Origin of the sequence: Rickettsiella grylli, from assembly GCF_000168295.1 — a bacterium.
GTDB classification, from domain to species: domain Bacteria; phylum Pseudomonadota; class Gammaproteobacteria; order Diplorickettsiales; family Diplorickettsiaceae; genus Aquirickettsiella; species Aquirickettsiella grylli.
In genome coordinates this window covers 1,540,424-1,566,411 of sequence record NZ_AAQJ02000001.1, presented here as the reverse complement: position 1 = coordinate 1,566,411, position 25,988 = coordinate 1,540,424, and the positions used below count along the sequence as shown (strand labels likewise).

At 36.7% G+C, this 25,988-nt stretch carries 20 protein-coding genes and 2 pseudogenes; 14 read left to right on the top strand and 8 right to left on the bottom strand.

The genetic code is table 11. The features are described 5' to 3' along the window. The 5 genes from lptC to purB all read left to right on the top strand — a co-directional run. Positions 1 to 143, top strand: a 143-nt coding sequence (gene lptC / locus RICGR_RS08160) for an LPS export ABC transporter periplasmic protein LptC (protein WP_420806109.1), incomplete at its 5' end; no start/stop codon positions are given. Positions 144 to 152: 9 nt separating this feature from the next. Continuing rightward, entirely contained in the window at positions 153 to 674 is a 522-nt protein-coding gene (gene lptA, locus RICGR_RS07265; RefSeq protein ID WP_006034684.1) for a lipopolysaccharide transport periplasmic protein LptA, read from the top strand. Beyond that, entirely contained in the window at positions 667 to 1,392 is a 726-nt protein-coding gene (lptB, locus tag RICGR_RS07260; protein ID WP_006035684.1) for an LPS export ABC transporter ATP-binding protein, read from the top strand. The genes lptA and lptB overlap by 8 nt, the downstream gene beginning before the upstream one ends. Positions 1,393 to 1,602: 210 nt before the next feature. Beyond that, positions 1,603 to 1,938, top strand: a complete 336-nt coding sequence (gene hpf, locus RICGR_RS07255) for a ribosome hibernation-promoting factor, HPF/YfiA family (RefSeq protein WP_006034658.1) — start codon at positions 1,603 to 1,605, stop codon at positions 1,936 to 1,938. 20 nt (positions 1,939 to 1,958) lie between these two features. Beyond that, complete coding sequence (gene purB, locus RICGR_RS07250; protein ID WP_006035407.1) at positions 1,959 to 3,329, top strand: adenylosuccinate lyase; 1,371 nt, start codon at positions 1,959 to 1,961, stop codon at positions 3,327 to 3,329. A 19-nt stretch (positions 3,330 to 3,348) separates the two neighbouring features. Here purB and clpB read toward each other — a convergent pair whose 3' ends face one another. Beyond that, the gene (clpB, locus tag RICGR_RS07245) at positions 3,349 to 5,955 is read right to left on the bottom strand and encodes an ATP-dependent chaperone ClpB (protein ID WP_006034805.1); all 2,607 of its coding nucleotides are present in this window, start codon (positions 5,953 to 5,955) and stop codon (positions 3,349 to 3,351) included. A gap of 243 nt (positions 5,956 to 6,198) precedes the next feature. Here clpB and RICGR_RS07240 point away from each other — a divergent pair, with 243 nt between their 5' ends. Both RICGR_RS07240 and RICGR_RS07235 read left to right on the top strand, forming a co-directional pair. Next, positions 6,199 to 7,158: a S49 family peptidase gene (locus tag RICGR_RS07240; RefSeq protein WP_006034901.1), complete on the top strand. Its 960-nt coding sequence runs from the start codon at positions 6,199 to 6,201 to the stop codon at positions 7,156 to 7,158. 92 nt (positions 7,159 to 7,250) lie between these two features. After that, complete coding sequence (locus RICGR_RS07235) at positions 7,251 to 7,643, top strand: type IV pilin protein (protein WP_006035672.1); 393 nt, start codon at positions 7,251 to 7,253, stop codon at positions 7,641 to 7,643. A gap of 323 nt (positions 7,644 to 7,966) precedes the next feature. Here the strand turns inward: RICGR_RS07235 and RICGR_RS07230 are convergent, their stop codons facing one another. From RICGR_RS07230 to RICGR_RS07205, 6 genes and pseudogenes are all read right to left on the bottom strand, one after another. Continuing rightward, positions 7,967 to 9,220 (bottom strand): hypothetical protein, encoded by a 1,254-nt coding sequence (locus RICGR_RS07230; protein ID WP_040615672.1) that lies wholly within the window; start codon positions 9,218 to 9,220, stop codon positions 7,967 to 7,969. Between the two features lie 76 nt (positions 9,221 to 9,296). Then, positions 9,297 to 9,551: pseudogene (locus RICGR_RS07765) on the bottom strand (transposase); the annotation flags it as partial. Between the two features lie 106 nt (positions 9,552 to 9,657). Beyond that, positions 9,658 to 10,446 carry a TauD/TfdA family dioxygenase gene (locus tag RICGR_RS07220; protein ID WP_006035107.1) on the bottom strand — a complete coding sequence of 263 codons (789 nt, stop codon included), beginning with the start codon at positions 10,444 to 10,446 and terminating at the stop codon, positions 9,658 to 9,660. A gap of 69 nt (positions 10,447 to 10,515) precedes the next feature. After that, positions 10,516 to 11,736 carry an IS256 family transposase gene (locus RICGR_RS07215; RefSeq protein ID WP_006034785.1) on the bottom strand — a complete coding sequence of 407 codons (1,221 nt, stop codon included), beginning with the start codon at positions 11,734 to 11,736 and terminating at the stop codon, positions 10,516 to 10,518. Positions 11,737 to 12,173: 437 nt separating this feature from the next. After that, positions 12,174 to 15,146: an inverse autotransporter beta-barrel domain-containing protein gene (locus tag RICGR_RS07210; RefSeq protein WP_006034889.1), complete on the bottom strand. Its 2,973-nt coding sequence runs from the start codon at positions 15,144 to 15,146 to the stop codon at positions 12,174 to 12,176. A gap of 206 nt (positions 15,147 to 15,352) precedes the next feature. Next, the gene (locus tag RICGR_RS07205; RefSeq protein WP_006035620.1) at positions 15,353 to 18,868 is read right to left on the bottom strand and encodes an inverse autotransporter beta-barrel domain-containing protein; all 3,516 of its coding nucleotides are present in this window, start codon (positions 18,866 to 18,868) and stop codon (positions 15,353 to 15,355) included. 851 nt (positions 18,869 to 19,719) lie between these two features. Here RICGR_RS07205 and RICGR_RS07200 point away from each other — a divergent pair. Further along, entirely contained in the window at positions 19,720 to 21,057 is a 1,338-nt protein-coding gene (locus tag RICGR_RS07200) for a hypothetical protein (RefSeq protein ID WP_006035382.1), read from the top strand. A 34-nt stretch (positions 21,058 to 21,091) separates the two neighbouring features. Here the strand turns inward: RICGR_RS07200 and RICGR_RS07195 are convergent. After that, a pseudogene (locus tag RICGR_RS07195) lies at positions 21,092 to 21,397 on the bottom strand (integrase core domain-containing protein); the annotation flags it as partial. Between the two features lie 69 nt (positions 21,398 to 21,466). Here RICGR_RS07195 and RICGR_RS07190 point away from each other — a divergent pair. The 6 genes from RICGR_RS07190 (at position 21,467) to RICGR_RS07170 (ending at position 25,945) form a co-directional block, all read left to right on the top strand. Beyond that, a complete protein-coding gene (locus RICGR_RS07190; protein ID WP_006035826.1) occupies positions 21,467 to 21,769 on the top strand; it encodes a transposase in 303 nt (100 codons plus the stop codon). Then, a complete protein-coding gene (locus tag RICGR_RS07185) occupies positions 21,769 to 22,377 on the top strand; it encodes a DDE-type integrase/transposase/recombinase (protein WP_006035121.1) in 609 nt (202 codons plus the stop codon). Before RICGR_RS07190 ends, RICGR_RS07185 begins: the two co-directional genes overlap by 1 nt. A gap of 73 nt (positions 22,378 to 22,450) precedes the next feature. Next, entirely contained in the window at positions 22,451 to 22,669 is a 219-nt protein-coding gene (locus tag RICGR_RS07180) for a transposase (protein ID WP_050764048.1), read from the top strand. A 97-nt stretch (positions 22,670 to 22,766) separates the two neighbouring features. Next, positions 22,767 to 23,231, top strand: a complete 465-nt coding sequence (locus RICGR_RS07575) for an IS3 family transposase (RefSeq protein WP_240992252.1) — start codon at positions 22,767 to 22,769, stop codon at positions 23,229 to 23,231. 72 nt (positions 23,232 to 23,303) lie between these two features. Beyond that, the gene (locus RICGR_RS08155) at positions 23,304 to 23,549 is read left to right on the top strand and encodes an integrase core domain-containing protein (RefSeq protein ID WP_081441729.1); all 246 of its coding nucleotides are present in this window, start codon (positions 23,304 to 23,306) and stop codon (positions 23,547 to 23,549) included. A 416-nt stretch (positions 23,550 to 23,965) separates the two neighbouring features. After that, a complete protein-coding gene (locus RICGR_RS07170; protein WP_040615258.1) occupies positions 23,966 to 25,945 on the top strand; it encodes a hypothetical protein in 1,980 nt (659 codons plus the stop codon). The last annotated feature ends 43 nt before the right edge of the window (positions 25,946 to 25,988 follow it).

The following is a 25,988-nucleotide window of genomic DNA, read 5'->3' as shown; positions in this document are numbered from 1 at the left end:
TAGCGGATACGTCCGCACCGGTTCGCATCACGCGGATGAACCAAGTCATCCATGCGGTAGGACTCCATGCTAATTTCAATACCAAAACAATTCGACTTTTATCTCAGGTAAAGAGTCAATTCATGCCCGAAAAAAGTAAATGAGGTTTACTCTTGAATGCACTTGAACAAAAAATATTTAAAATAAAGAAAGCTTATTTATTGTTCGTCAATCTATCGATCGTGTTTTGCCTGTCGACTGTTGCTTGCGCACACTCCAATGATCTTGCTTATTTTGAATCGGATAGTGTGACCTATAATAATAAAACGAAACAAGGCATTTATCGAGGACATATTAAACTGACCCAAGGTTCAGCCGTCCTCACTGCAGATTATGCGACCAGTTATTTCGATCAAAATGGCCAAATTAATAAGATAATCGCCATAGGAAATCCAGCGCGATATCAAGCGTTTATATTTCCTCATCGTCCTCAATTAATCGCTACCGGAAAAACGATTTATTATTATCCAAAAAAAGAGTACTTAGAAGCCATAGGAAATGCTGAAATGGTACAAGGAAAAAATCATTTTAAAGGGTATCAAATTAATTACGATTTTAAAACGAAAACGATCGGTTCTCCTTTATCACCAAAAGGACACACTCAAATTACAATAGCACCCTTGAATCATGAATAAATTAAACGCTATCCATTTAACGAAACGGTATCATTCACGTATTGTTGTCGAAAATGTTTCGCTTGAATTAGAAACCGGAGAAGTGATTGGTTTACTCGGCCCCAATGGCGCAGGAAAAACCACAAGCTTTTATTTAATTGTCGGTTTAGTGACCTGCACACAAGGAAAAATTTTACTCAATAATCAGAACATTACGCATTTGCCGATGCATGCTCGCGCTAAAGCAGGGATTGGTTATTTACCACAAGAACCTTCGATATTTCGCAAATTAACCGTGGCTGATAATATTCTTGCTATTCTTCAATTACGTCATGATTTATCAAAAGAACAACGCAAACAACACCTTGAAAATTTACTTCGCGAGTTTCATATTACACCTATCCGTGACACGCTAGGCATTCGTTTATCCGGCGGTGAACGCCGGCGTGTCGAAATAGCGCGCGCTTTGGCGATGGAACCCAAATTTATGCTATTAGACGAACCTTTTGCAGGAATCGATCCGATTTCTGTTGTTGATATTAAACGCATGATTATTCACTTAAGCCAACGGGGTATAGGCGTTTTGATTACCGACCATAATGTCAGAGAAACACTCGCGATTTGCAAACGGGCTTATATCGTGAATGAGGGAAAAACAATCTATGTAGGCACACCACAGGAAGTATTGAAGAATCAACGGGTCAGAGAAATTTATTTAGGACATGAATTTGATCTATAACCTTAATAATAAATACAAGGCAAAATTGGTTTAATTTTTAATCAGTTTTTACAAACCAACTCATTTTGACGCTCATTTTTCATAACACGCAATCGATTTAAAATGGATCGATAACGCTCACCCTCTCCACAGGAGAGCCTAATCTAAGGTATAATCGGGTGGGCATTTTTTAGAACATTATTTAAAACAATTAATTATAAAGAGGGCCTTATGCAAATTACGATTACAGACGATGGCATTAAAGTGACCGATGCTTTAAAACAATATATTTTAGATAAATTTAAACGACTGGAACGTATAACGCATAAAACCTCAACATTACATATTACTTTAAGTCTTGAACATCTAGATCAAGTCGCTAAAGCGTTAATGCATACCCATGGTAATGAATTTTATGCCCGTGCTAAAAATGAAAATCTTTACACGGCTATTGATGAATTAATTGATAAAATAGAGCAGCAAATCAATAAACATAAATTAAAAAGTAAAGAAAAACGACATGATCGATCCGAAAAATATGATCCAGAGGGATCCGAAGAACTGTAAATAAATTTATCGAGGCCTTTGTGCAACTTAATTCTTTAACTGCGATTTCCCCAATTGATGGACGTTATTCTGATAAAACCGATAGTTTGCGTTGTTTATGCAGTGAGTATGGTTTATTTTATTTTAGAGTATTGATTGAAATACGTTGGCTACAAACATTGGCTCATGAACCTCATATCAAGGAAATTCCAAAGTTTTCCTTAAAAAGCCAACAACAATTAGAGGCTATCATTGAAAAATTTAGTTTGAAAGATGCTGAAAAAATTAAAACGTTAGAAAAAACGACGCGGCATGATATTAAAGCCGTCGAATATTTTTTAAAGGAAAAATTAACTAAAATCCCTTCATTAAAACCTATTCGCGAGTTTGTACATTTTGCGTGTACCTCAGAGGATATCAATAACCTGTCTTATGCCTTAATGCTCAAGGAAGTACGTACTCAACATTTATTACCCGCTATTCAAAAACTGATTACGTGTTTAAAAAAATATGCACATCGCTATGCATCACACCCCATGCTTAGCCGCACACATGGTCAACCGGCTGTACCGACCACCATGGGTAAAGAATTGGCCAATTTTGCGAATCGTTTAATCGAACAAAAAAAATTATTGATGGCTATTAAACTACGCGGTAAATTTAATGGTGCGATTGGTAATTATAATGCACATCGAATTGCTTACCCTGATATTAACTGGCCTGCACTCAGCAAAAAATTCGTAACCCGTTTAAATCTAGATTGGAACGCATATACCACCCAGATTGAACCACATGACACGATTGCGGAATACTGCGACAATTTAAAACGAATCAATAACATATTCATAAATTTAGCCGCTGATTGTTGGGGTTATATTTCTCTCGGTTATTTCAAGCAAAACACCGAACCTGGTGAAATAGGTTCTTCGACAATGCCTCATAAAATTAATCCTATCGATTTTGAAAATGCAGAAGGAAATCTCAGTTTAGCAAATAGTCTTTATCAACATTTTTCCAGAACCTTGCCTATTTCCCGCTGGCAGCGAGATTTAAGAGATTCAACATTACTTCGCAATCTAGGATCAGCGTTCGCATACACGCTAATCGGCTATAACAGTTTATTATGTGGTTTAAAAAAAATTTCCGTTGATGACACAAAACTTTTGGAAGATCTGAATCAGCATTGGGAAATACTGGCCGAAGCCATACAAACCGTTTTAAGACGTTATTCCGCTAACCTGCCTTATGAGCAATTAAAACAATTAACCCAAGGAAAAAAGGTTGATCAAAAAATGCTTCACCAATTTATTAACGATTTAAAAATACCCAATCATGCTAAAAAAAGACTACTCCAATTATCTCCGACCAATTATTTAGGTTATGCAACAGAATTGGCGCAATCCATTGGATAGTTTTATCGTTGTTTATTTTTTATTTCCTCATTTTTTGACGTTGTTTTTTTGCGGTTAATTTTATTTTATCGTCACTATAATCCACAAAAATTTTGTCCCCCGGCAGAAATTTTTCTTCAAGCATTTCCTTGGCAATGGGGTTTTCCAATTCTTGCTGAATCGTCCGTTTTAAAGGTCGTGCGCCATAAACAGGATCGTAACCCATTTTAGCAATATGGTTTATGGCAGCTTCGCTCACTTCTAAGTGTAAGTCTCGTTCACCAAGACGTTGACGGAGGCGTTGTAATTGAATTTTTGTAATCGAATGAATTTGTGTTTCATTTAAGGCATGAAATACAACCACTTCATCAACGCGATTAATAAATTCAGGTCGAAAATGTTGCGCAATGATATCCATTAATGTACTTTTTAAAGCGGCATAGTCCTGCTTTGAAGTAAATTCTTGAATAATTTGCGATCCTAAATTCGATGTCATAACAATCACTGTATTTCGAAAGTCGACGGTACGTCCATGACTATCGGTTAACCGACCATCTTCTAATACTTGTAATAAAATATTGAATACATCCGCATGTGCTTTTTCAATTTCATCCAAAAGCACCACAGAATAAGGCTTTCGACGCACTGCTTCAGTAAGATAGCCGCCTTCTTCGTAACCCACATAGCCTGGAGGAGCACCAATTAACCGTGCGACCGAATGTTTTTCCATAAATTCGGACATGTCTAAACGCACCATCGCCTCATCGGAATCAAATAAAAATCCTGCTAAAGCTTTGCACACTTCAGTTTTACCCACACCCGTAGGTCCTGAAAAAATAAATGATCCGATGGGACGATTCGGATCAGAAAGTCCTGCGCGAGACCGCCGAATGGCATTGGCTACCACAGAAATCGCTTCATCTTGACCCACCACCCGTTTATGGAGTGCGTCTTCCATCTGTAATAATTTTTCTCGTTCACCCTCGAGCATCTTCGCAACAGGGATACCGGTCCATTGTGAAACAATTTCTGCAATTTCTTTCTCGCTTACCTTATTGCGTATTAAAGCGGGTTGTTCTTTTTTTTCTATTTTTTGAGCGGCCACTAATTTTTTTTCTAAAGCAGGAATATGGCCATATTGGAGTTCAGACATTCGATTCAAATCGCCCGAACGGCGTGCTTTTTCTAACTCAAATTGAGCCTTTTCCAGTTCACTTTTAATTTTTTGCTCGCCTTGTAAGGTTGCCTTTTCAGCTTTCCAAATCTCATTCAGATCGGCATATTTTTTTGAAAGTTCAGTAATCTCATTGTCTAAATTTTTCAATCTGATTTTGGAGGATTCATCGGTTTCTTTTTTGAGTGCTTCTCGTTCAATTTTTAACTGAATTAATCGCCTATCTAATCGATCTAATTTTTCGGGTTTAGAATCAATTTCAATTCGAATCCGACTCGCCGCTTCATCAATCAGATCAATGGCTTTGTCCGGTAAATTTCTATCTGAAATATAACGATGCGATAACGTTGCGGCCGCAACAATAGCAGAATCCATAATTTCGACGCCATGATGAATTTCATAACGTTGCTTTAAACCCCGTAAAATAGCGATCGTATCTTCAACATTCGGCTCATCAACCAGAATTTTTTGAAAACGACGTTCTAATGCAGCATCCTTTTCAATATAGTTTCGGTATTCATTTAATGTCGTTGCACCAATACAGTGTAATTGACCTCTTGCTAAAGCAGGTTTTAGCATATTCCCCGCATCCATAGCCCCTTCCGCTTTCCCTGCCCCCACCATGGTATGCAACTCATCAATAAATAAAATAATTTGCCCTTCTTGCTTTGCAAGTTCATTTAATACCGCTTTTAATCGCTCTTCAAATTCACCACGATACTTAGCCCCCGCAATCAATGAACCGATATCTAAAGCCAGTAAACGTTTATTTCTTAATCCTTCTGGAACTTCGTGATTAACAATACGTTGAGCAAGCCCTTCCACGACAGCCGTTTTACCCACTCCAGGTTCACCAATAAGAACCGGATTATTTTTGGTTCGTCGTTGTAACACTTGAATGGTTCGACGTATCACATCATCTCGACCAATCACCGGATCTAATTTTCCTTGTGACGCTTGTGTTGTCAAATCAATGGTATATTTTTCTAAAGCCCCTCGACGACCTTCCGCTTCAGGATCATTCACGGTCTCGCCACCTCGTATATCCTTTATTGCTTGTTCAATCATTGTTTTATCAGCACCTGCTTTCCTTAATAACTCACCTAAAATACTTTTATCCCCCACTGCGGCCAATACAAATAATTCACTGGATAGATACTCATCCTGTCTTTGTTGTGCAAATTTATCGGTTATATTCAATAAACGAGTAAAATCTTTAGAAGGATAAATTTCACCTGGTGTTGAAGTTTCTACGCTCGGCAAGTGTGCGATTGCTTCATCTACACTTTTCGTTAATTGATTTAAATTAACGTTCGCTTTACTTAATAGAGGCCTCACCGTACCCTTTTCTTGTCGTAATAAAGCAGACATCAAATGAATAGGTTCAATAAACGCGTTATCATGCCCTATTGCGATTGATTGCGATTCGGCCAACGCATTCTGAAATTGACTTGTTAATTTATTAAGACTCATATTACCCCTCGAATGATCATTCAATTGGATGACTGTCTTCTCAATAGTTTAGTCTAATTCGGAAAAATCAAGTCAACTCTGGAAAAATTTCAGATCATTCTAATAGAACATCAATACCCAATACCACTGCACAAGTCGATGAATAGAAAGTCAATGATTCATTTTTAGATCAATATGTCCCCTGTCATAAAAAAGAGGTAAACTAAGCGAATTTACCTATTTAACGTTTCAGCAGGGGTTTATATGGCAGAAGAATTATTAAGTGATCCAACGTGGCAACGTAAAACCCTGGAAAAATTACTTTTTGAGGCCTTAAAAGAACAACGACGTAAAAGACGATGGAACATTTTTTTTAAATTTTTACTTTTTTTGATTTTTTTAAGCTTTTTGCTTATTTTATGGCCATCAACGCCTAACCTTCCAACGACTTCTAAAGCCAAAGCACACATTGGACTTGTTGATATCAAAGGGATCATTAACGATAACTCAGCGGCTAATGCGGACAATGTTATAGAAGGTCTACAAAATGCCTTTGAGGACAAAAATACCCGTACCGTTATTCTTCGCATTAATAGTCCCGGTGGAAGTCCAGTGCAAGCCGCACAGATCTATCATGAAATCCGTTATTTACGTCATCAATATCCCAAAACCAAGCTCTATGCGGTCTGTGATGATCTGTGTGCATCGGCGGCTTATTACATCGCCTCTGCAAGTGATCGTATTTATGCGAATCCCTCAAGTCTCGTCGGATCAATTGGTGTTTTAATGGATGGATTTGGTTTTGTAGAGACGATGAAAAAAGTCGGCGTCGAACGTCGTTTATTAACCGCTGGCGATCATAAAGGTTTTTTAGATCCATTTTCACCAGAAAAATTAGATGAAAAACGGATTGCCGAACGTATGCTTGCCAATGTTCATCAGCAATTCATTCATGCGGTTAAACAAGGCCGCGGAAATCGTTTAAAAAATAATCCTGAATTATTTTCAGGATTAGCCTGGACCGGCGAGGAGGCATTACCTTTAGGGTTAATCGACGGTTTTGGAGATTTAAATAGTTTATCCCGTGAATTAATTAAAAATAAAAACATTGTCGATTACACGGTTAAACCCGGCCTTCTACAACAACTTTCTGATCGTATTGGCGCGGCGTTTGCACAACAACTCAGTACGAATCTGGGCATTTTACCTCATGGATTTCGTTAACAAAAAAATACAATCCGTTTTTGATAAATAACTTGTATAAACTCTTTTATTATGTTTATTTTTATAATAAAGCATAATAAGGAGTTTATAGCGTGAATACTGCTGGATTTACTTTATTTGAATTACTGATCGTCTTAGTGATAATCGGCATCTTAACGACTTTCTCCACCCCTATTTACAGACATTTGGTAAAAAAAACGCGTCGTAGCGAAGCAAAAATTGCCTTAATTAATCTTGCTCAACATATGGAAATTTACTATCTTGAAAATAATAATAGTTATGAAAAAGCCAGTTTTAGCAAACTCCATTTAAAGAACATGACTGAAAAAAAATTTTATCAACTCACTTTAAAAAGTACCTCTAATACGTATCAACTATCCGCCAAAGCACAATTTACTGATCCAGAATGCTATCTTTTTATGCTGAATCAATTAGGTGAAAAAACCAATAAAGGCAGTGGCTCAAGTCAATGCTGGTCAGCTTAAATTTCCGCACATTTCATTTACTCATTTACTACGAATGTGCGTTTAGCTGCTATATTTTACTAGAAATCCTTGGGAATTAAGGCCAATGCTGGCTATTATTTTTAGGTTAAAAAATAATCTTTACCTTAGTAAAAATAATTTGTTATTTAATTAACGCATTTTACCATTAAAATACAACTAATTTAACCCCTCATCGCATTTGAGTTAGAATTTTCAGAAAATTTCAAATGATAAAAAATAAGTGTTTTATGATTGAAACTCTTGAACTGCTATTATATTTTCTGTGAATATATCTCATCCAGATTAACAAAAAAATGTAATATTCAATTATTGTAATTTAAAGAAAATGGTATAAAAATAGTAGTATCACCTTGTGCGATATTTATAATTGATTTAGAAGAACCTCTTAAAAGACCTGGTCCTAAAAAAATATTATTAAAACTAAGTATTGTGCCAACCAGGTACAAATTATAGTAGTTTTTGTTGAAAATATTATTTGTAATTGGCGATGAATCACTTAGAAACCGAAAAAATGGTTGATTAACAAATGGTTGGGCAATATATTCAAGTCTTTTATTACTTAGTATGTCATGCATTTTGGTAGAGTGATCCTCTTTACCGATAATCATACCTTCGCCTTTACCCGCCGTATTCTTTTTTAAAACCCAGTTTTTCATACTAGATTTAATATTATGTATAATATCATTATTTAAAATATAAGTGGGGATAATATAGCTCGTTAATCTATTATATTTTTCAAGAGAAATGTAATTAGACATAATTGTTCTATTTGACAATATGGATAAAAAACGTTTGTCGTGTACTATGAATATCGTTCTTATATCATTAAAATGAGTTTGTTGGATTATTTCGTTAAGTAAACTTGGTTTTAATTTAAGTAATTCCTGTTGATGTAAATTAAGTATCATCTGAACACATTTTTTTTTATTTTTAAATAAAAATTTAGGTGAAGATATCAATTCAACTTTTAAATTTGAAAATATTTTTTTTCCTACAGTTTTTAATAAGAAAATATCTAAACTTTTTTCTTTATTAAAAATAATATGAATAGAATGTTTAAAATCAAAAAAATTCTCGAAGATGTCCAAATTTTTTATTTTATTTACATTTAGAAAAGAAAGCTCAATTTCAAATTTTTTGAATATTTCATCTGATAAGCATTGAGAAAGAACAAATGCATTCAAAGGAAATCTAGCATTTATTTCACATATTTTAATTTGATAGTTCTTATCTAAAACAAAATCAGGACGAATAAACCCTATTTCATACGGCTTATCTTCTAATGAGTGTAATAAATCAAGTGTTTTATCATCTAATGCAATAATCTGCTGTAGAGAGGGATCTATAAAAAAATTACTTACTATTTTTGGTATTACTTCTATAAGTAATGAATGACAATCCTTTAATTGAGAAAATAATTGTTTATCAAATAATAACGGATAAGGATTGATATTTAAGGAATCAAAACATATAGGAGTATAAAGTTTATTCAAATTCTTTATTAAAGTATGTTTGTCTCTTTGAAGATGACAACAATTTATTAAAGGATTAGGCATAAAATGATTTATAGATAACATAGATATATACTTTCTTGAGTCTGCAAGAACATTTGTGTAAATTAGCTATGGTGCCTATTCTGTCACCAAATTCGATAGTAAAGCGAGCCAAAGCAGGCTTCCAATCGCGGATAGGCATAGTCCATTTTTTAGCAATAATTTGCATCGCCAAATAAATTTGTTTAAATGCCGCTTCATCTGAGGGAAAAATCCGTTTATTTTTTATAAATTTCCGTAAAGTCATATTCAGTGATTCTATCGCATTGGTAGTATAAATCACCTTACGAATTTCAGTGGGATAGCCAAAAAATGGAATGACATTTTCCCATGACGTGAGTCTGTAAATAAAATTGTGTAGTGCGCCATGAAGCACTACACAAAATGGTTTACAGACTCACTTTCTTTTAATAAAAAATTCTAATTTCACTTACTAATAATTAGCCACGAAAAAAACGAATACGTTGCAAGTGCCTCCTCGAATCTTTTACATGGGTTCTTGCATGCAGAAATCTTTTATTATTTAGTATAAGTATTTGATCATTTTTCAATGTAAGTTTCCGGCTATATTGTGGAAAATAAATTAAATTTTCTAATTCTTCTATTGCCTTTAATTGTTTAAAAGTGAGGCTATCTAAATCAATAATTTCACGGCGAAATCGTATATTACAATTAGCATCAATAATACATGCTTGTATACAACTTTTTCCCTTAAAAAACTCGTGCGGCACCTTTATTGTTACAGGAAAATTTTGTAATACTTTGAGAGTTTCTTTAGATAAAGAATTAAGTAATATTTTACTATCAACAATTAAATTGTTACCTCCCATTTTTTGATCTGCATGTAATACATATAGTGCAAAATAATCAGGTACATTTTCTTCATAGGAACAATCAGTATGAAAGTGAAATTCATAATCTTTATGTGATCTAGGCAATTGTTTTTTATTTTCTCTCGATATCTTAATATTCCATATAAAACTATCTTTTTCATTATGAGTGTGCAAAATACCTAAACTTTGAATAAGTTGTTTGAAAGTAAAACTATTATCTCGGTAATTTAAAGAAAAAATACAGATACCATATTTATCTAGTAGATCTGCACAATTTTCATAAGAAATACTTATAGAATTTTTTATTTGAAAATAACAAGGAAGAGGAAGTTCTAGTTTAGGACATCTGTTAAAAATTCTTTCCAGATTATGTTTAGATGACCGTAATTCATTCATAAAATAATTTTTTAAAATAAAACTTAAACTTTATTTGAGAGTGTTCACAAAACTGTGTCATTAATAATTTTATCGTAACTGTAAATTTAATCTGCCATCAAAAAATATCTGTAGTTGAGAGGCAATTAAGGCCCAATTATGCAGGGGCTGGTACCACTTTTCTAGTATTTTTTGACAGGCACAGTAAATTAATTTAAGTAAGGCATTTTCACTAGTAAAAGCGCCTTTATTTTTGGTATATTTACGCACTTGCCGATGAAACCCCTCCACTATATTCGTTGTGTAAACAATACGTCGTAGCTCTTCTGGGTACTTAAAATACTGAGACAAACGCTCCCATTGAGTTTGCCAAGACTTAATCACAGCAGGGTATTTTTTACCCCATTTTTCATCAAGCTCCAATAGGCGATGCTCGGCTAAATCCTTGGAGCTCGCACGATAAACCAATTTTAAATCAGCCATAAAGGATTTTTGATCTTTGCTGGTCACGTACTTTAATGAGTTACGGATTTGATGAATCACACAAAGCTGAATTTCTGTCTGGGGGAAAACCTCAGCAATGGCTTCAGGAAAACCCTTTAATCCGTCAATGCTAGCAATGAGAATATCCTCAACTCCGCGAGCGCACAAATCATTTAAAACGTGTAGCCAGAAACGAGAACCTTCATTTTCAGAAAGATACAGCCCTAAAATTTCTTTACGACCCTGATTGTTAACACCCAAAACCGAATAAAAAGCACGACTACTGACTTTTCCTTCAATACGCACCTTAAAATGCATGGCATCGAGAAATACGATGGGATACACAGATTCTAACGGTCTATTTCGCCATTCCGTTATAACCGGCATTAATTTATCGCTTATCAAGCTAATTTTAGCGGCTGAAACCTCAAGACCATACATATCCGCCAGATGTTCTTGGATCGCCTCATAGCTCATCCCAAGTGCATACAATGACAGTATTTTGTTATCTAAGGACTCGTTTAAAACCGTTTGACGTTTCTTAACCATTTGTGGTTCAAACGTTCCTAAACGGTCTCGGGGTGTTTCTAGCTCAAAACTTTCTGTCCCCGTTTTTAATAACTTACTGGTTTTTCCATTGCGTCGATTTGAGATATCCGTTGCTTTAGATTCTGATAAATGAGCGTCTATTTCCCCCTCTAACGATGCTTCGATAATTTGTTTTATTAACGGCGTTAATATTCCATCTTTTCCTGTTAACGATTCTCCTGATTTTAGCCGTGCTATCGCTTCAGCTTCAAATTCTTTACTGAGTATGGCTTGTTTCATGTCAACTCCTAAAATTGTTGATTTAGTTTAGCGTTGACACAGTTAATTGAATACTCCCCTTTATTTTAAGAAAAAAATGAATTTATTATTTACAGATTTACTCCTTTCTTATTTTATAACATTGAAGCTTTACGTTTAATCTTCAATGGCAATAATCATCAATGTTTTTATCGAAATAAATGTGTATAGAGCAATTGTTTACTTTCTGTTAAGTAAGAAACAAAGCAATGATTATAAAGTTGTAGTAAATAAATGAAATCTTTTACTTCTTTGTGCTGAAGCAATTAATATCTCTAGAACCTATAATCATTTGTCTATCCCACCGTATTACGACCGCTACCGCTATAGTTAGAAGGTGGTCAGACCTCTTCTACAATAAAAAGCCCTCTAAACATGAAGAAGAGGTTTTATTTATTCTGTTTTTATTCTGCTCTCTTTTAACAATTTACTGATCGTCCATTTAGCGTACAGGTGTTATTAGTTGATGTTATGGGGCCACCCCGTGGAACAACTGGGCCGCTGCGCCCCTCACTAGTAGTATTGCCGCCCTTCACATTGATTTTTGATCCTTCTATAGTAAACACGCCGCTTGTACGTTCAGTTGTAGTCGCCCCCCGAGAGGTGCCAGTAGTCGGGCTCGACACATTTATAATTAAATCTTTTGCTCTCACCGCACCAGATCCAGCCCGGTTCTTGGCTATCCCATTAAGTTCTGCATTAGGAGGAATACCAGGCCCAGTAACATCAATCCTAGTGCCACTTATGTTAATAGTACTAGTTCCTGGACCAGAAATAATCGCACTTGCGCGATTATTTCCCACAGTAAAATGACCTCCAGTAACTGTAACCTGACTTCTATCTTGAACCTCTAATGCTCGGTTGGGCGCCGTGATTATGGTATTGGTTAACTCACCCTTACTCGTTTGTTTGAACCAAGCGCCTCTCCCACCTCCGCTTTCCACTTGTATTTGTGTTCCATTCATTTTAATAACAGCAGGGCCATCTGCTGAAAGCCCTAATGCTTGTCCTGCTGGAGCATTTGCCATCAGTTTGCTACTGCCTATGTTAACCTCTCCAGCACTTGTTTTGGAAAATGCAGTAATATTAGTATCTCCCATAGCACTTATAATATTTTCGTCACCTAGTGTGAAAGTTCCTGTTCCTTCATCAGAAATTCCTATTGTACCTTCACCTCCTATTGCATCCACTGAAAAGTTATCCGCCAACGTGATATCACTAGTGGATCCACTGTTTCTTGAAATTCCCAAAATTCCAGAAGAACCAACTGCATTTACTGTGATTGAACCTGCACCTGTTAGTTCAATAGGTCCACTTCCTCCGACGTCAAGTCCTCGCGTTCTATTACCCCCCGACACATTAATCTTTGTTCCCTTGAGTTCGACGTTGCCGCTACTCGTGCTCGTGGTTGAAAACCCTGTGGCCGCGGCTTGTCCATTTCCATCTACCGTGATTGTGCCTGCCTCTGTTTTAATAGCACCACTTCCTGAGGAAAGAACTCCTTGAGCTGAAGTACCACCGATCACTTCAATTTTAGGATTTCTAGCTGTGTAACTTCCCTCTCCCTCGGTGAGTACCCCAATAGGATTGGTTTGGCCATCGACCTTAATTTGTGTTTCATCCAACATTACAGGGGCAACGCTGCTTGTAAGCGTATGAATTCCTATGGCTTGACCGCCAGTCGATTTCACATTAATTGCACTGCCTCCACTAAAGTTGACTGCACCGCTACCACCACTTGAATAACCAACCGCACTGCCCGTCGCATCTACATTAATTGAACTTGCTCCACTGACAGTCACTTCGCCCTCTCCAGTAGAACTCACTCCAACCAAACCATCTTCTCCTGTTACATTAACTGAGCTTTGATTAGTAAGATTAATAAGTCCACTACCCGTTGACTCAATACCTGAAACAGTACCATTGATCTCACTCGCATTACTGATCAAGCTAGTAGCCTCAGAAAATCTTACTCCTGTAGAACCAAAAACCTTACTTTTGTCTAACGTTGTTTGTGCACTGCCTGTCAGCTCTACTCCGGTCACGTATGGAGCTTCTGCACTTCCAATCTCGCTGCCATTAATCAATACGTTACCGTTTGGAGCACCACTGATGCCGATGGGGGTACTAGGCGTCGGAGCAAGTTTCATATTATTTACACTATTATTGCCTTCCATGATAAGTCCTCCACTCAGCGTAGAAATCGGAGTCCCTGGATACGAAGTAAGACTTTGTCCGGCCCTGATCGTGACCGGGTTGCTTCCTCCAGGAACATCTAACGCCGTGTATGTCCCTCCCAAAAAGTACATCTTCGTGTTTGGAAGATAACCGGATAAGGTTTGCGTAGCTTCGTTAGTTAGATCAGTGGGGCCACAAGGATTCTCATAGGTACAATTACCCAAGGTCAAACCCACCCCGCCATTATTAGGCGTACCGGTTTGGCTAAAAAAAGCATTAATTCCTGGAATTTCTCCACCAGGACCTCCATTATCACCGTCGCCTCCATCTCCATCGCCCCCATCACCTATCGTACGTACTAGCTTTCTTTTCATTTGACTCGGAAACGCCGCCGAACCCCCTAATTCAGCTAAATTACGCTCTAATGGATCAGTGATTCGTTCTTCTATGGAAGGATCGCTACGATGGACGTGCGTACCTCCCAATTCAACCCCTAACCCTAAAGAACCCACACTACGCCGTAACTTATCGTACGTATAACTAGCAAAAACTTTCACATTTCGGTTCGCCCAATATTCTAAGCCCACTGCTCCACCTAAAATATTTTTTGTTTCTGCTGGACTAAAAAAATAACTACCTACAAAAGCTTTTAAAGGTGTTTTAGGAAAGAGTTGGTAACCCAGTTTCACATCACCACCATTTCCCACATTTTGGGTTACATCAAATAGGTTATAAACTGCCGAATGGCCACGAAATCTAACAAACTCTAAATCAGTTCCAACAACTTTACTCCGATTATCCATAACAAAATACCCATTAAGATGGGCATCCCAACGAGAACCTAAGGCTTCTATCCCTGGATTCATTGTCCATATACGCACATTATTATCCATTCGATTATATTCACCAAAAAGATAACCACCTAATATCGCTGAACCATTTTGAATCCAGCGATACCCTAACCCTAAATCTCCATGACCTTCCCAATTACTTCCTGAAGTTAATGCAGGATCAATATAAAAGTTATGCTGAGCATCTCCTACTAAAGGCAGCATCGCATCAGCCTGACCCACAACATATTTCGTACTACCATAAACGTTTCCCGAAAAACGAGCCGGTATAGGTAGAACTTCTGCATTCGCTTTTAAAAGTATTGAACTAAATCCTATTGCAAGGGTAATAAAACAACATTTGTTTATACCTTTACTTTTCATTAGGAGCTCCTTTACATAGCAAGAGGGACAAAGTCCTGATAAATCAATCCACCAAAGGCTAACTGATTTTTATAAACATTATTAATAGTGAATAGTAGCCTTATTTAATAGTATGATTGAAAAAATTTATCAACTATTAGCTGATTTGTCCTAGTTATAAAGAAGACTGCAAAACATAAATTTGTTTCTGACTATTCTGTTTAAACTTAAGAGTTACAATTTACTGATCGTCCATTTAGCGTACAGGTGTTATTAGTTGATGTTATGGGGCCACCCCGTGGAACAACTGGGCCGCTGGGCCCCTCACTAGTATTGCCGCCCTTCACATTGATTTTTGATCCTTCTATAGTAAACACGCCGCTTGTACGTTCAGTTGTAGTCGCCCCCCGAGAGGTGCCAGTAGTCGGGCTCGACACATTTATAATTAAATCTTTTGCTCTCACCGCACCAGATCCAGCCCGGTTCTTGGCTATCCCATTAAGTTCTGCATTAGGAGGAATACCAGCCCCAGTAACATCAATCCTAGTGCCACTTATGTTAATAGTACTAGTTCCTGGACCAGAAATAATCGCACTTGCGCGATTATTTCCCACAGTAAAATGACCTCCAGTAACTGTAACCTGACTTCTATCTTGAACCTCTAATGCTCGGTTGGGCGCCGTGATTATGGTATTGGTTAACTCACCCTTACTCGTTTGTTTGAACCAAGCGCCTCTCCCACCTCCGCTTTCCACTTGTATTTGTGTTCCATTCATTTTAATAACAGCAGGGCCATCTGCTGAAAGCCCTAATGCTTGTCCTGCTGGAGCATTTGCCATCAGTTTGCTACTGCCTATGTTAACCTCTCCAGCACTTGTTTTGGAAAATGCAGTAATATTAGTATCTCCCATAGCACTTATAATATTTTCGTCACCTAGTGTGAAAGTTCCTGTTCCTTCATCAGAAATTCCTATTGTACCTTCACCTCCTATTGCATCCACTGAAAAGTTATCCGCCAACGTGATATCACTAGTGGATCCACTGTTTCTTGAAATTCCCAAAATTCCAGAAGAACCAACTGCATTTACTGTGATTGAACCTGCACCTGTTAGTTCAATAGGTCCACTTCCTCCGACGTCAAGTCCTCGCGTTCTATTACCCCCCGACACATTAATCTTTGTTCCCTTGAGTTCGACGTTGCCGCTACTCGTGCTCGTGGTTGAAAACCCTGTGGCCGCGGCTTGTCCATTTCCATCTACCGTGATTGTGCCTGCCTCTGTTTTAATAGCACCACTTCCTGAGGAAAGAACTCCTTGAGCTGAAGTACCACCGATCACTTCAATTTTAGGATTTCTAGCTGTGTAACTTCCCTCTCCCTCGGTGAGTACCCCAATAGGATTGGTTTGGCCATCGACCTTAATTTGTGTTTCATCCAACATTACAGGGGCAACGCTGCTTGTAAGCGTATGAATTCCTATGGCTTGACCGCCAGTCGATTTCACATTAATTGCACTGCCTCCACTAAAGTTGACTGCACCGCTACCACCACTTGAATAACCAACCGCACTGCCCGTCGCATCTACATTAATTGAACTTGCTCCACTGACAGTCACTTCGCCCTCTCCAGTAGAACTCACTCCAACCAAACCATCTTCTCCTGTTACATTAACTGAGCTTTGACCTGTTAGTTCAATAGGTCCACTTCCTCCGACGTCAAGTCCTCGCGTTCTATCACCCCCCGACACATTAATCTTTGTTCCCTTGAGTTCGACGTTGCCGCTACTCGTGCTCGTGGTTGAAAACCCTGTGGCCGCGGCTTGTCCATTTCCATCTACCGTGATTGTGCCTGCCTCTGTTTTAATAGCACCACTTCCTGAGGAAAGAACTCCTTGAGCTGAAGCACCACCGATCACTTCAATTTTAGGATTTCTAGCTGTGTAACTTCCTTCTCCCTCGGTGAGTACCCCAATAGGACTGGTTTGGCCATCGACCTTAATTTGTGTTTCATCCAACATTACAGGGGCAACGCTGCTTGTAAGCGTATGAATTCCTATGGCTTGACCGCCAGTCGATTTCACATTAATTGCACTGCCTCCACTAAAGTTGACTGCACCGCTACCACCACTTGAATAACCAACCGCACTGCCCGTCGCATCTACATTAATTGAACTTGCTCCACTGACAGTCACTTCGCCCTCTCCAGTAGAACTCACTCCAACCAAACCATCTTCTCCTGTTACATTAACTGAGCTTTGATTAGTAAGATTAATAAGTCCACTACCCGTTGACTCAATACCTGAAACAGTACCATTGATCTCACTCGCATTACTGATCAAGCTAGTAGCCTCAGAAAATCTTACTCCTGTAGAACCAAAAACCTTACTTTTGTCTAACGTTGTTTGTGCACTGCCTGTCAGCTCTACTCCGGTCACGTATGGAGCTTCTGCACTTCCAATCTCGCTGCCATTAATCAATACGTTACCGTTTGGAGCACCACTGATGCCGATGGGGGTACTAGGCGTCGGAGCAAGTTTCATATTATTTACACTATTATTGCCTTCCATGATAAGTCCTCCACTCAGCGTAGAAATCGGAGTCCCTGGATACGAAGTAAGACTTTGTCCGGCCCTGATCGTGACCGGGTTGCTTCCTCCAGGAACATCTAACGCCGTGTATGTCCCTCCCAAAAAGTACATCTTCGTGTTTGGAAGATAACCGGATAAGGTTTGCGTAGCTTCGTTAGTTAGATCAGTGGGGCCACAAGGATTCTCATAGGTACAATTACCCAAGGTCAAACCCACCCCGCCATTATTAGGCGTACCGGTTTGGCTAAAAAAAGCATTAATTCCTGGAATTTCTCCATCGCCCCCATCACCTATCGTACGTACTAGCTTTCTTTTCATTTGACTCGGAAACGCCGCCGAACCCCCTAATTCAGCTAAATTACGCTCTAATGGATCAGTGATTCGTTCTTCTATGGAAGGATCGCTACGATGGACGTGCGTACCTCCCAATTCAACCCCTAACCCTAAAGAACCCACACTACGCCGTAACTTATCGTACGTATAACTAGCAAAAACTTTCACATTTCGGTTCGCCCAATATTCTAAGCCCACTGCTCCACCTAAAATATTTTTTGTTTCTGCTGGACTAAAAAAATAACTACCTACAAAAGCTTTTAAAGGTGTTTTAGGAAAGAGTTGGTAACCCAGTTTCACATCACCACCATTTCCCACATTTTGGGTTACATCAAATAGGTTATAAACTGCCGAATGGCCACGAAATCTAACAAACTCTAAATCAGTTCCAACAACTTTACTCCGATTATCCATAACAAAATACCCATTAAGATGGGCATCCCAACGAGAACCTAAGGCTTCTATCCCTGGATTCATTGTCCATATACGCACATTATTATCCATTCGATTATATTCACCAAAAAGATAACCACCTAATATCGCTGAACCATTTTGAATCCAGCGATACCCTAACCCTAAATCTCCATGACCTTCCCAATTACTTCCTGAAGTTAATGCAGGATCAATATAAAAGTTATGCTGAGCATCTCCTACTAAAGGCAGCATCGCATCAGCCTGACCCACAACATATTTCGTACTACCATAAACGTTTCCCGAAAAACGAGCCGGTATAGGTAGAACTTCTGCATTCGCTTTTAAAAGTATTGAACTAAATCCTATTGCAAGGGTAATAAAACAACATTTGTTTATACCTTTACTTTTCATTAGGAGCTCCTTTACATAGCAAGAGGGACAAAGTCCTGATAAATCAATCCACCAAAGGCTAACTGATTACTAAATATAAAACTGTTTTTAATTTAGTTGCCAATTAAAAATTACAATAGAACTATTTATTAATGATTAATTCATTATTGAATTTCTTAGAGAAATATATTGAGGGAATATTAAGAGATAAAATGAAAGCTTATAAAATAAACCGCAAAATTACAGAAAAAATAAACTTAGACTTAATAGGGTCGATGCTAATTGAAAAAATTTAGCAACACAAAGCAAACACTACCCAAAGCACCGTTGAACGTCATGGATGTTGAATTACACGACATTTTGGGTACCGAAAATGTAATATTCTCACGCGCTGTAATCTAATTGTATCGTACATCTTATTCTTAATTCCATTATGTTATTATAAAAAATGAGAAACAAAATCACTATCAAAAACGATTGAATCAACTTAACGCTATTTCTCTTATTAAGCATCGTCCTAACTCCACATTTAAATATTACTGTATGCTAAGATTCAATTTATTTAAACTTTGTGCATAACTATAGGATTCTATTTTTTAGCAGTAATTTCTGTAGCTAAAAATGCTACAGAAAAAATCATTATAAAATTTTACATAAAAAAATGTAATAGAAATTATAACGCGATATGTTAGGATATAATTTAAATTAATAAGATCAAATTTAATATATTGACTTTTTCGGATCAGTGGATCAATATTTACGGTCAATAAAAATTCTAAGTCATTACAACTCTTCTCACAATTAAAACATTCTAAAGATAATAATTAAAAATAGATTCTTTTTTAATTTTCATTAAATGGGTTAATTTAGTTATGCCAGAGACAAGCTTGGATGAGTTTAAAGTTTCAGAAGTTACTTGGGGAGAAATAAAAAAAGTTATTAAAGAAACAAATGTGGAATTATTTAATTGTATTCAAAAAATAAAACTTCAAAAGAAACCAAATTTTATTAAGGTAGTTTACCCCTATGGCTCTACTTTAGTAAATAATGGTGAACTTAGTGTATACAGTTACGTTAAAAAAACAAATGTGTCTATCAGTTTAGTAAATAGCTCTTTAAAAGATAAACTTTCCTACGCCAGTGTTCCATTGGGTTTACTCCTAAATAAAGCAATAGAGGTTTATTGTCCCTTTAACAAAAACCGTGTCATTCCTTTAAAATTATTAATGCCCGGACAATTATTTGGCTTACAAGAGATTATGCAAACTATTTACGATTATAAAGAAAAACCAAATTTTAGTATTAATAGTGGCGCCCGTTCCATATTTTTAGTGCCTAAAATAGCTAATAAAGGCGGGTATAGTAGGCTTAAAAAATATCTAAATATGCAGTTAGATCCTCCTATTTCTTTATCTGATCATTGGGGTATTTTTACATCTATTAGTAACCATCCGAATTATATTAACCAATGGAATAACCAGGTGTTATTTTTTACTAAAAGCTGGTTTGAAGAAGTTAATTGCACTAACCCTAACTGGTTTCCTTTTTTTAACTTTTTATCTAAAGCTTATCATAATCAATTAACTCCGGGGTATAGTAATTTTTACAATTTTGAACTGACATGGCAAGAATTTATGACTGCTATTGGTTGTAGAAATTTAAAGCCTCGCCCCTATATATTAAGTACTGCAAAACATTTGCTTGCTATAGCTGTCGGTTTATTACCTGGTTTTTCTTCAGCGAATTTAGAACAAATTATTGCACCAACTAAAATTCTTAAGGAAATTTTTATTGATATTTATAAGCTAAAATACTTACCTACTATAATGCATCCATCCTATTTTAATATTCAAAAAAATACCCCTCTTTACTATTCGCTATCCTTTCCTTCGATTTTAGAAGGGTTACCTATGAACAAGGAACCTCGAGATATTTTAACCGATCAGCGAGAGCTAAAAATTTTATTTGATACAATAAAGAATAATTCTTCTCATTACAAACAAAAATTTCCACGAATATGTCAGTTGTTTGATACCGTAAACTACAACTTTTATCATAACAATATCGATGCCTATAAAGAAATAGGTATTGCGTTAGAAATAACAAAAGGAGCTTCAGACTTACTTTGGGATCAATCTCTATTTCCAAATAAAGATTTTTGCTACACTTCGAGTTTTTTAAATGGCTGCATAAAAATCTCTAAAAAATAAGCTTAAGAAAATAACTAAGGTTGACAGCCTAATTTTAACAAGAAAGTTTAATTTTTAGAATTTCATAAGGAGTTTTACCTTTTAAAGAACCATGAGGTCGTTGGTAATTATAAAAATTTTCCCATTCACGAATTTTTTTATCTAAATCGACGTCGTTTTTATAGTTAAGCATTTGATAAAACTCTTCTTTATCAATCCCATGCGAACGCTCTACTTTACCATTGAGATGAGGCATGGCTGGTTTAATATAAACATGCCTCATGCTTAAATCTTCGACATGCCAATGGAATTTGGCTTGAAATTCATGGCCATTATCCGTTTGAATGGTATGGATACGGTAAGTCTCCCCTATACTGCCGCAAGTAAGAAATAGAGTTTCTGTTAAATTAATAACCAGCGGAGATTCTAAATGAAGAAGAAAAAATTTACCGAAACGCAAATAGTCACGATATTAAAAGAAGGGGAAGCGGGTATTCCGATTACCGATTTATGCCGAAAATATGGAATGGGCCAAAGCACGTACTTTGCTTGGAGATCAAAATATGCGGGTATGAGTGTTACGGAACTTAAACGCTTAAAACAGCTGGAAGATGAAAATCTTCGATTAAAAAGGATGTATGCTTCATTAAGTTTAGACCATGAACTTTTAAGGGAGGTCCTCGAAAAAAAGTTAGGCGTGGATGTCAGCGAAGAATTATTGCGCAAGAATTAGTGGCGGCCAAACAAATTAGCATCAATCGTGCTTGCCGTGTAGCTCGAATTAATCGTATAAATTTCGATTACAAATCGAGGCTAACTCAAGCCAATGAAGCCATTAAAGCATTATTAAAACAATTATCGACTGAACATCCACGGTATGGATTTAAAAAGCTATTTCAAATGATAAAGGCCCAAGGTTATATGATAAATCATAAAAGAGTTTATCGCTTGTATTGCGAATTACGATTAAATCTCAAACGAAAGAATAAAAAGCGATTGCCTTCTCGCTTAAAGCAATCGCTTAGGCAGCCGATGTACTTAAATGAATGTTGGTCATTAGATTTTATGAGCGATGCTTTATTTACTGGAAAACGCTTACCTACAGTCAACGTCATTGATAATTATAACCGCGAAGGATTGGGTATTGAAATTGGATTCTCAATGCCTGCACAGCGTGTGACACGATGGCTTGATACTATTACCGCTATCAAAGGTTATCCCAACGTTATTCGGGTAGATAATGGCCCAGAGAACTTGTCAAAACACTTTCTTAGTTGGGCAAAGCAACATCAAGTGATTGTTCAATATATACAGCCTGGAAAAACTGCTCAAAATGCTTAGGTAACCCTCCCGTAAAATACCCCAACCATTAAATAGAGTTTTTTGGTAAATTACTGACCAGGAGAGTTAACAAATGAAGAAGAAAAAGTTTAGTGAATCACAAATTATCACCGTGCTGAAAGAGTATGGAGCGGGAGTTCCAGCGGTTGAATTAGCCCGTAAATATGGAATTGGAGAAAGCACAATTTATACGTGGCAAACAAAATACGGGGATATGGAGCTATCGGAATTGAAGCGCCTACGTCAGCTAGAAGATGAACATACCCGTTTAAAAAAATGTATGCGACCTTGAGTATGGATCATGAGTTACTTAAGGAGGTGCTTGAAAAAAAGTACCACGTGGATCTGAGCGGCGTGAAATCGTAGATGAGTTGATAGTTAACTATAGCGTGAGCATCAGTCAAGCGTGTCGCGTTATCACGATGGATCGTAAAACTTATCGTTATAAACCTAAGAAAAAATCAGGTGACCAAATGATTGAGTCGTTATTAAAAAATTATTCTGCTGAGTATCCAACCTACGGATTTGGGAAATTATTTAATTTAATTCGGCTTAAAAATTATCCCTTTAATCATAAACGAGTTTATCGAATTTACTGTGAATTAAAGCTTAATTTAAAGATAAAACCAAAAAAGCGTTTAGCCCCTCGAACCGCTATTAAATTACAGCAACCTGAGGGTATCAATCAATGCTGGTCGTTAGACGACATGAGCGACGCTTTAGTCAATGGGCGACGCATTCGTACAGCAAATATCATTGATGATTATCATCGCGGTGGATTAGGAATATTAGTGGCTTATGGTTTACCTTCCAAGCGGATTACCCGATGGTTGGATCAACTCGCCATGAAATAGGGCTACCCTCAGCGTATTCGAGTGGATAACGGCCCAGAAAATATTTCACGTCACTTCCAACAATGAGCGAAAATACAGGGGATTGAAATTCAATATATCCAACCTGGAAAACCCGCACAGAATGCATTTATCGAAAGATTTAACCGAACTTATCGTGAAGCTGTTTTAGATAGGTATTTATTTCGAAATATACAAGAAATACAGAACATAACTGATAACTGGCTTAAACATTACAACGAGGAAAGACCCCATGAAGCTTTAAATAATCAAACACCCATATACTATTTTCAATCCCTAAACAAAAATTACTCTATTTAAAAACTGGGGGAAGTTTGGGAGGTTTACAGGGAGACTTACCTAGAACTGTGTGTCAGATGCAGAGGGATAGTTGCAGCCTAAATAAGTCGCGTGATGTGAACATTTCGGGCACATGATGGCTGAAATTTTTGAGCATAGACTCGCATGTTCTGAAAAAGCGGAATATTTGAGTAGATATTAAGTTGCTTTTTTTTCTCTATAAAATTTGTATTGAATAAACCGTTGTAATTTTATCTTATGATAGGAAAAGAAGAATCACTATAATAAATGAAGGTCGTTATTAGAGAGGGCATGATAAATCTTACAGAAATCTACTAGGGAAACTTAAAAAACGTATTAAATATGTTTGATTACAAAATGATTGTACAGAATGGTTTAGTTCATTAATAGCGTTCTTACTGGATTCTAGAAATACTTTGCTAGAAGCTAATAATAAGCGAATTATTGCTAGTGGTGAATTAAATCCATTACTTTACCTAGCAGAGCAAACATTGTTTAAACAGATGGGGGGTATAACTTCCATTGAACGGCTTTACCTAAGGGGGATTACAGAAATGCATCTTAAAATAGGAGAGAATATAATGCGAAAGAGTAAAATGACTGTTTCTTTAACAAATAATTTAGACCAGCCCTTGGCGGTTATTAATGTGACGGATTCTGAGCAATTGCCTTATAGTGGTATATTAAGCTACCTTTCAACAACAGAAGATAAACAAATCATCGCAAACAGAGAAACAAAATCAGTCATTTTACCCTCGGGAACTCAAACAGAACCCATAACACTTTGGTTACTGATTATAGTAGATCCAAAGTTCTTAAACCCATATAAGTACGTGGTTATACAACTTCCTTTGAGAGATGGGGAGATTCCACCGATTACTGTATTAGAGGCTGATGCTGAAGAGATGTCATCTGCTTTTGAATTTATACAATTTTTGCAAGTAAATAGCCTTTCAACGACCACAGAAAACTTTTATAAGTGTTTACAAGCGATTCAGATAGCATCAGAAGATAAAGTATTAGACATATCTGCTTTAGATCAATGTATTCATACTGCTTCAGGAAATAATAACTTAAGCTTTTTCGCAGTTGTTTTTTATTTTAGTTATATAGTTACGTATCCTTATCAGTATATTTTTTCTAGTTTAAACGCATCTGGAAAGAAATGGGGAGAAAGTATTCAATTTCACGTTTATCAAGGTTCTACACTAAACCAACAAGACAGTATGATAATAGCTGGTAAAAAGTTAGGTATTATTAAAATGGAGCCTAATTCTGATGTACCGGGAAGCGATCTGGCTGATTTAAATGATTATAACGGAGGTTATAAATTTACTTATTTGGATTATTCACAAACAGTTTCACTTTCCTATTCGAATATGCAATTGTCAAATAATTTTTCGATCGGTAATAACCCGTTGATTACTGTCCTTTTTTCATATCAGTTTGAAAGATTTATTACCAAAGATATCTCTGATAACCGCTTAACGGTACTTTTATTAGGGGCAATAACAAACCTAAATGTATTTTCTACATTTCTAGAGCCAGCTAAATTTCCTATAAACAGTGATGAATCTCCTGAAACTTTTTGTTATGTCGATGTGATCGTTGGATTGATTCTCAGAATTGCTGTATCAACCTTAACAATTGGAGAATCAATCTATACTTGGTTCTTTGTTAAGAAAAAAAAGGAAATCGAGTTGAAAAATATAAGTGACCAAGCTACACAAATTTGTACCGAGCCCACTACTGAAGATGTTGCAACAGCAACAAACAGCGCTAATGATGCAGGAGCAGCGATAGAAGAAATAATACGCAGAGAGAGAGAAGTCTTACTGGATGGAGTCAAAAGCAAAGATGAGGTGACCTCTATTCCGGACACAGCCTCAAAAGGTATCGAATCTTTGTCAGCGATTAGAGCAAATGCGTCTGCTGAAATTACAGTAGCTTCGCTTATAAAAGGCGAAATAGCTTTATCACAAAATTATAATTCTATTGCAACAGAAGTCAAAATTGGTGGTGTGACGCCAGAGTTGTCTGAAGCAAATGCAGCTATCAATAACGAATATAGAAGTTCGCGAATGGTAAGGAAAGAACTCGGTAACCTTATAAAGGCAAGAAATGTATCACTTTCTATTATACGAGATTCAATACAAAACGCTAATGTTACTTCAGTCAATAATGTAAAAACAGTACAAGGCACTCAAACGACTATAAATACACGAGGGATTCAATTAAAAAATATAATGAACCGAGCGACAGAAGTTCAGATTAATAATGCACGAAAAGTCAGCAAAGCCTTTTCAGCTCAAGCGAAAGCTATGACTAAAGATTCTCAGTCAAAAAGTGAAGGAATAGAAGAAGAATTTATACCAGAAAAGATTCCAAAGAAATAGAATGAATTGGATTAGTTTAGATGAGATCGTACAAATAGCTTGA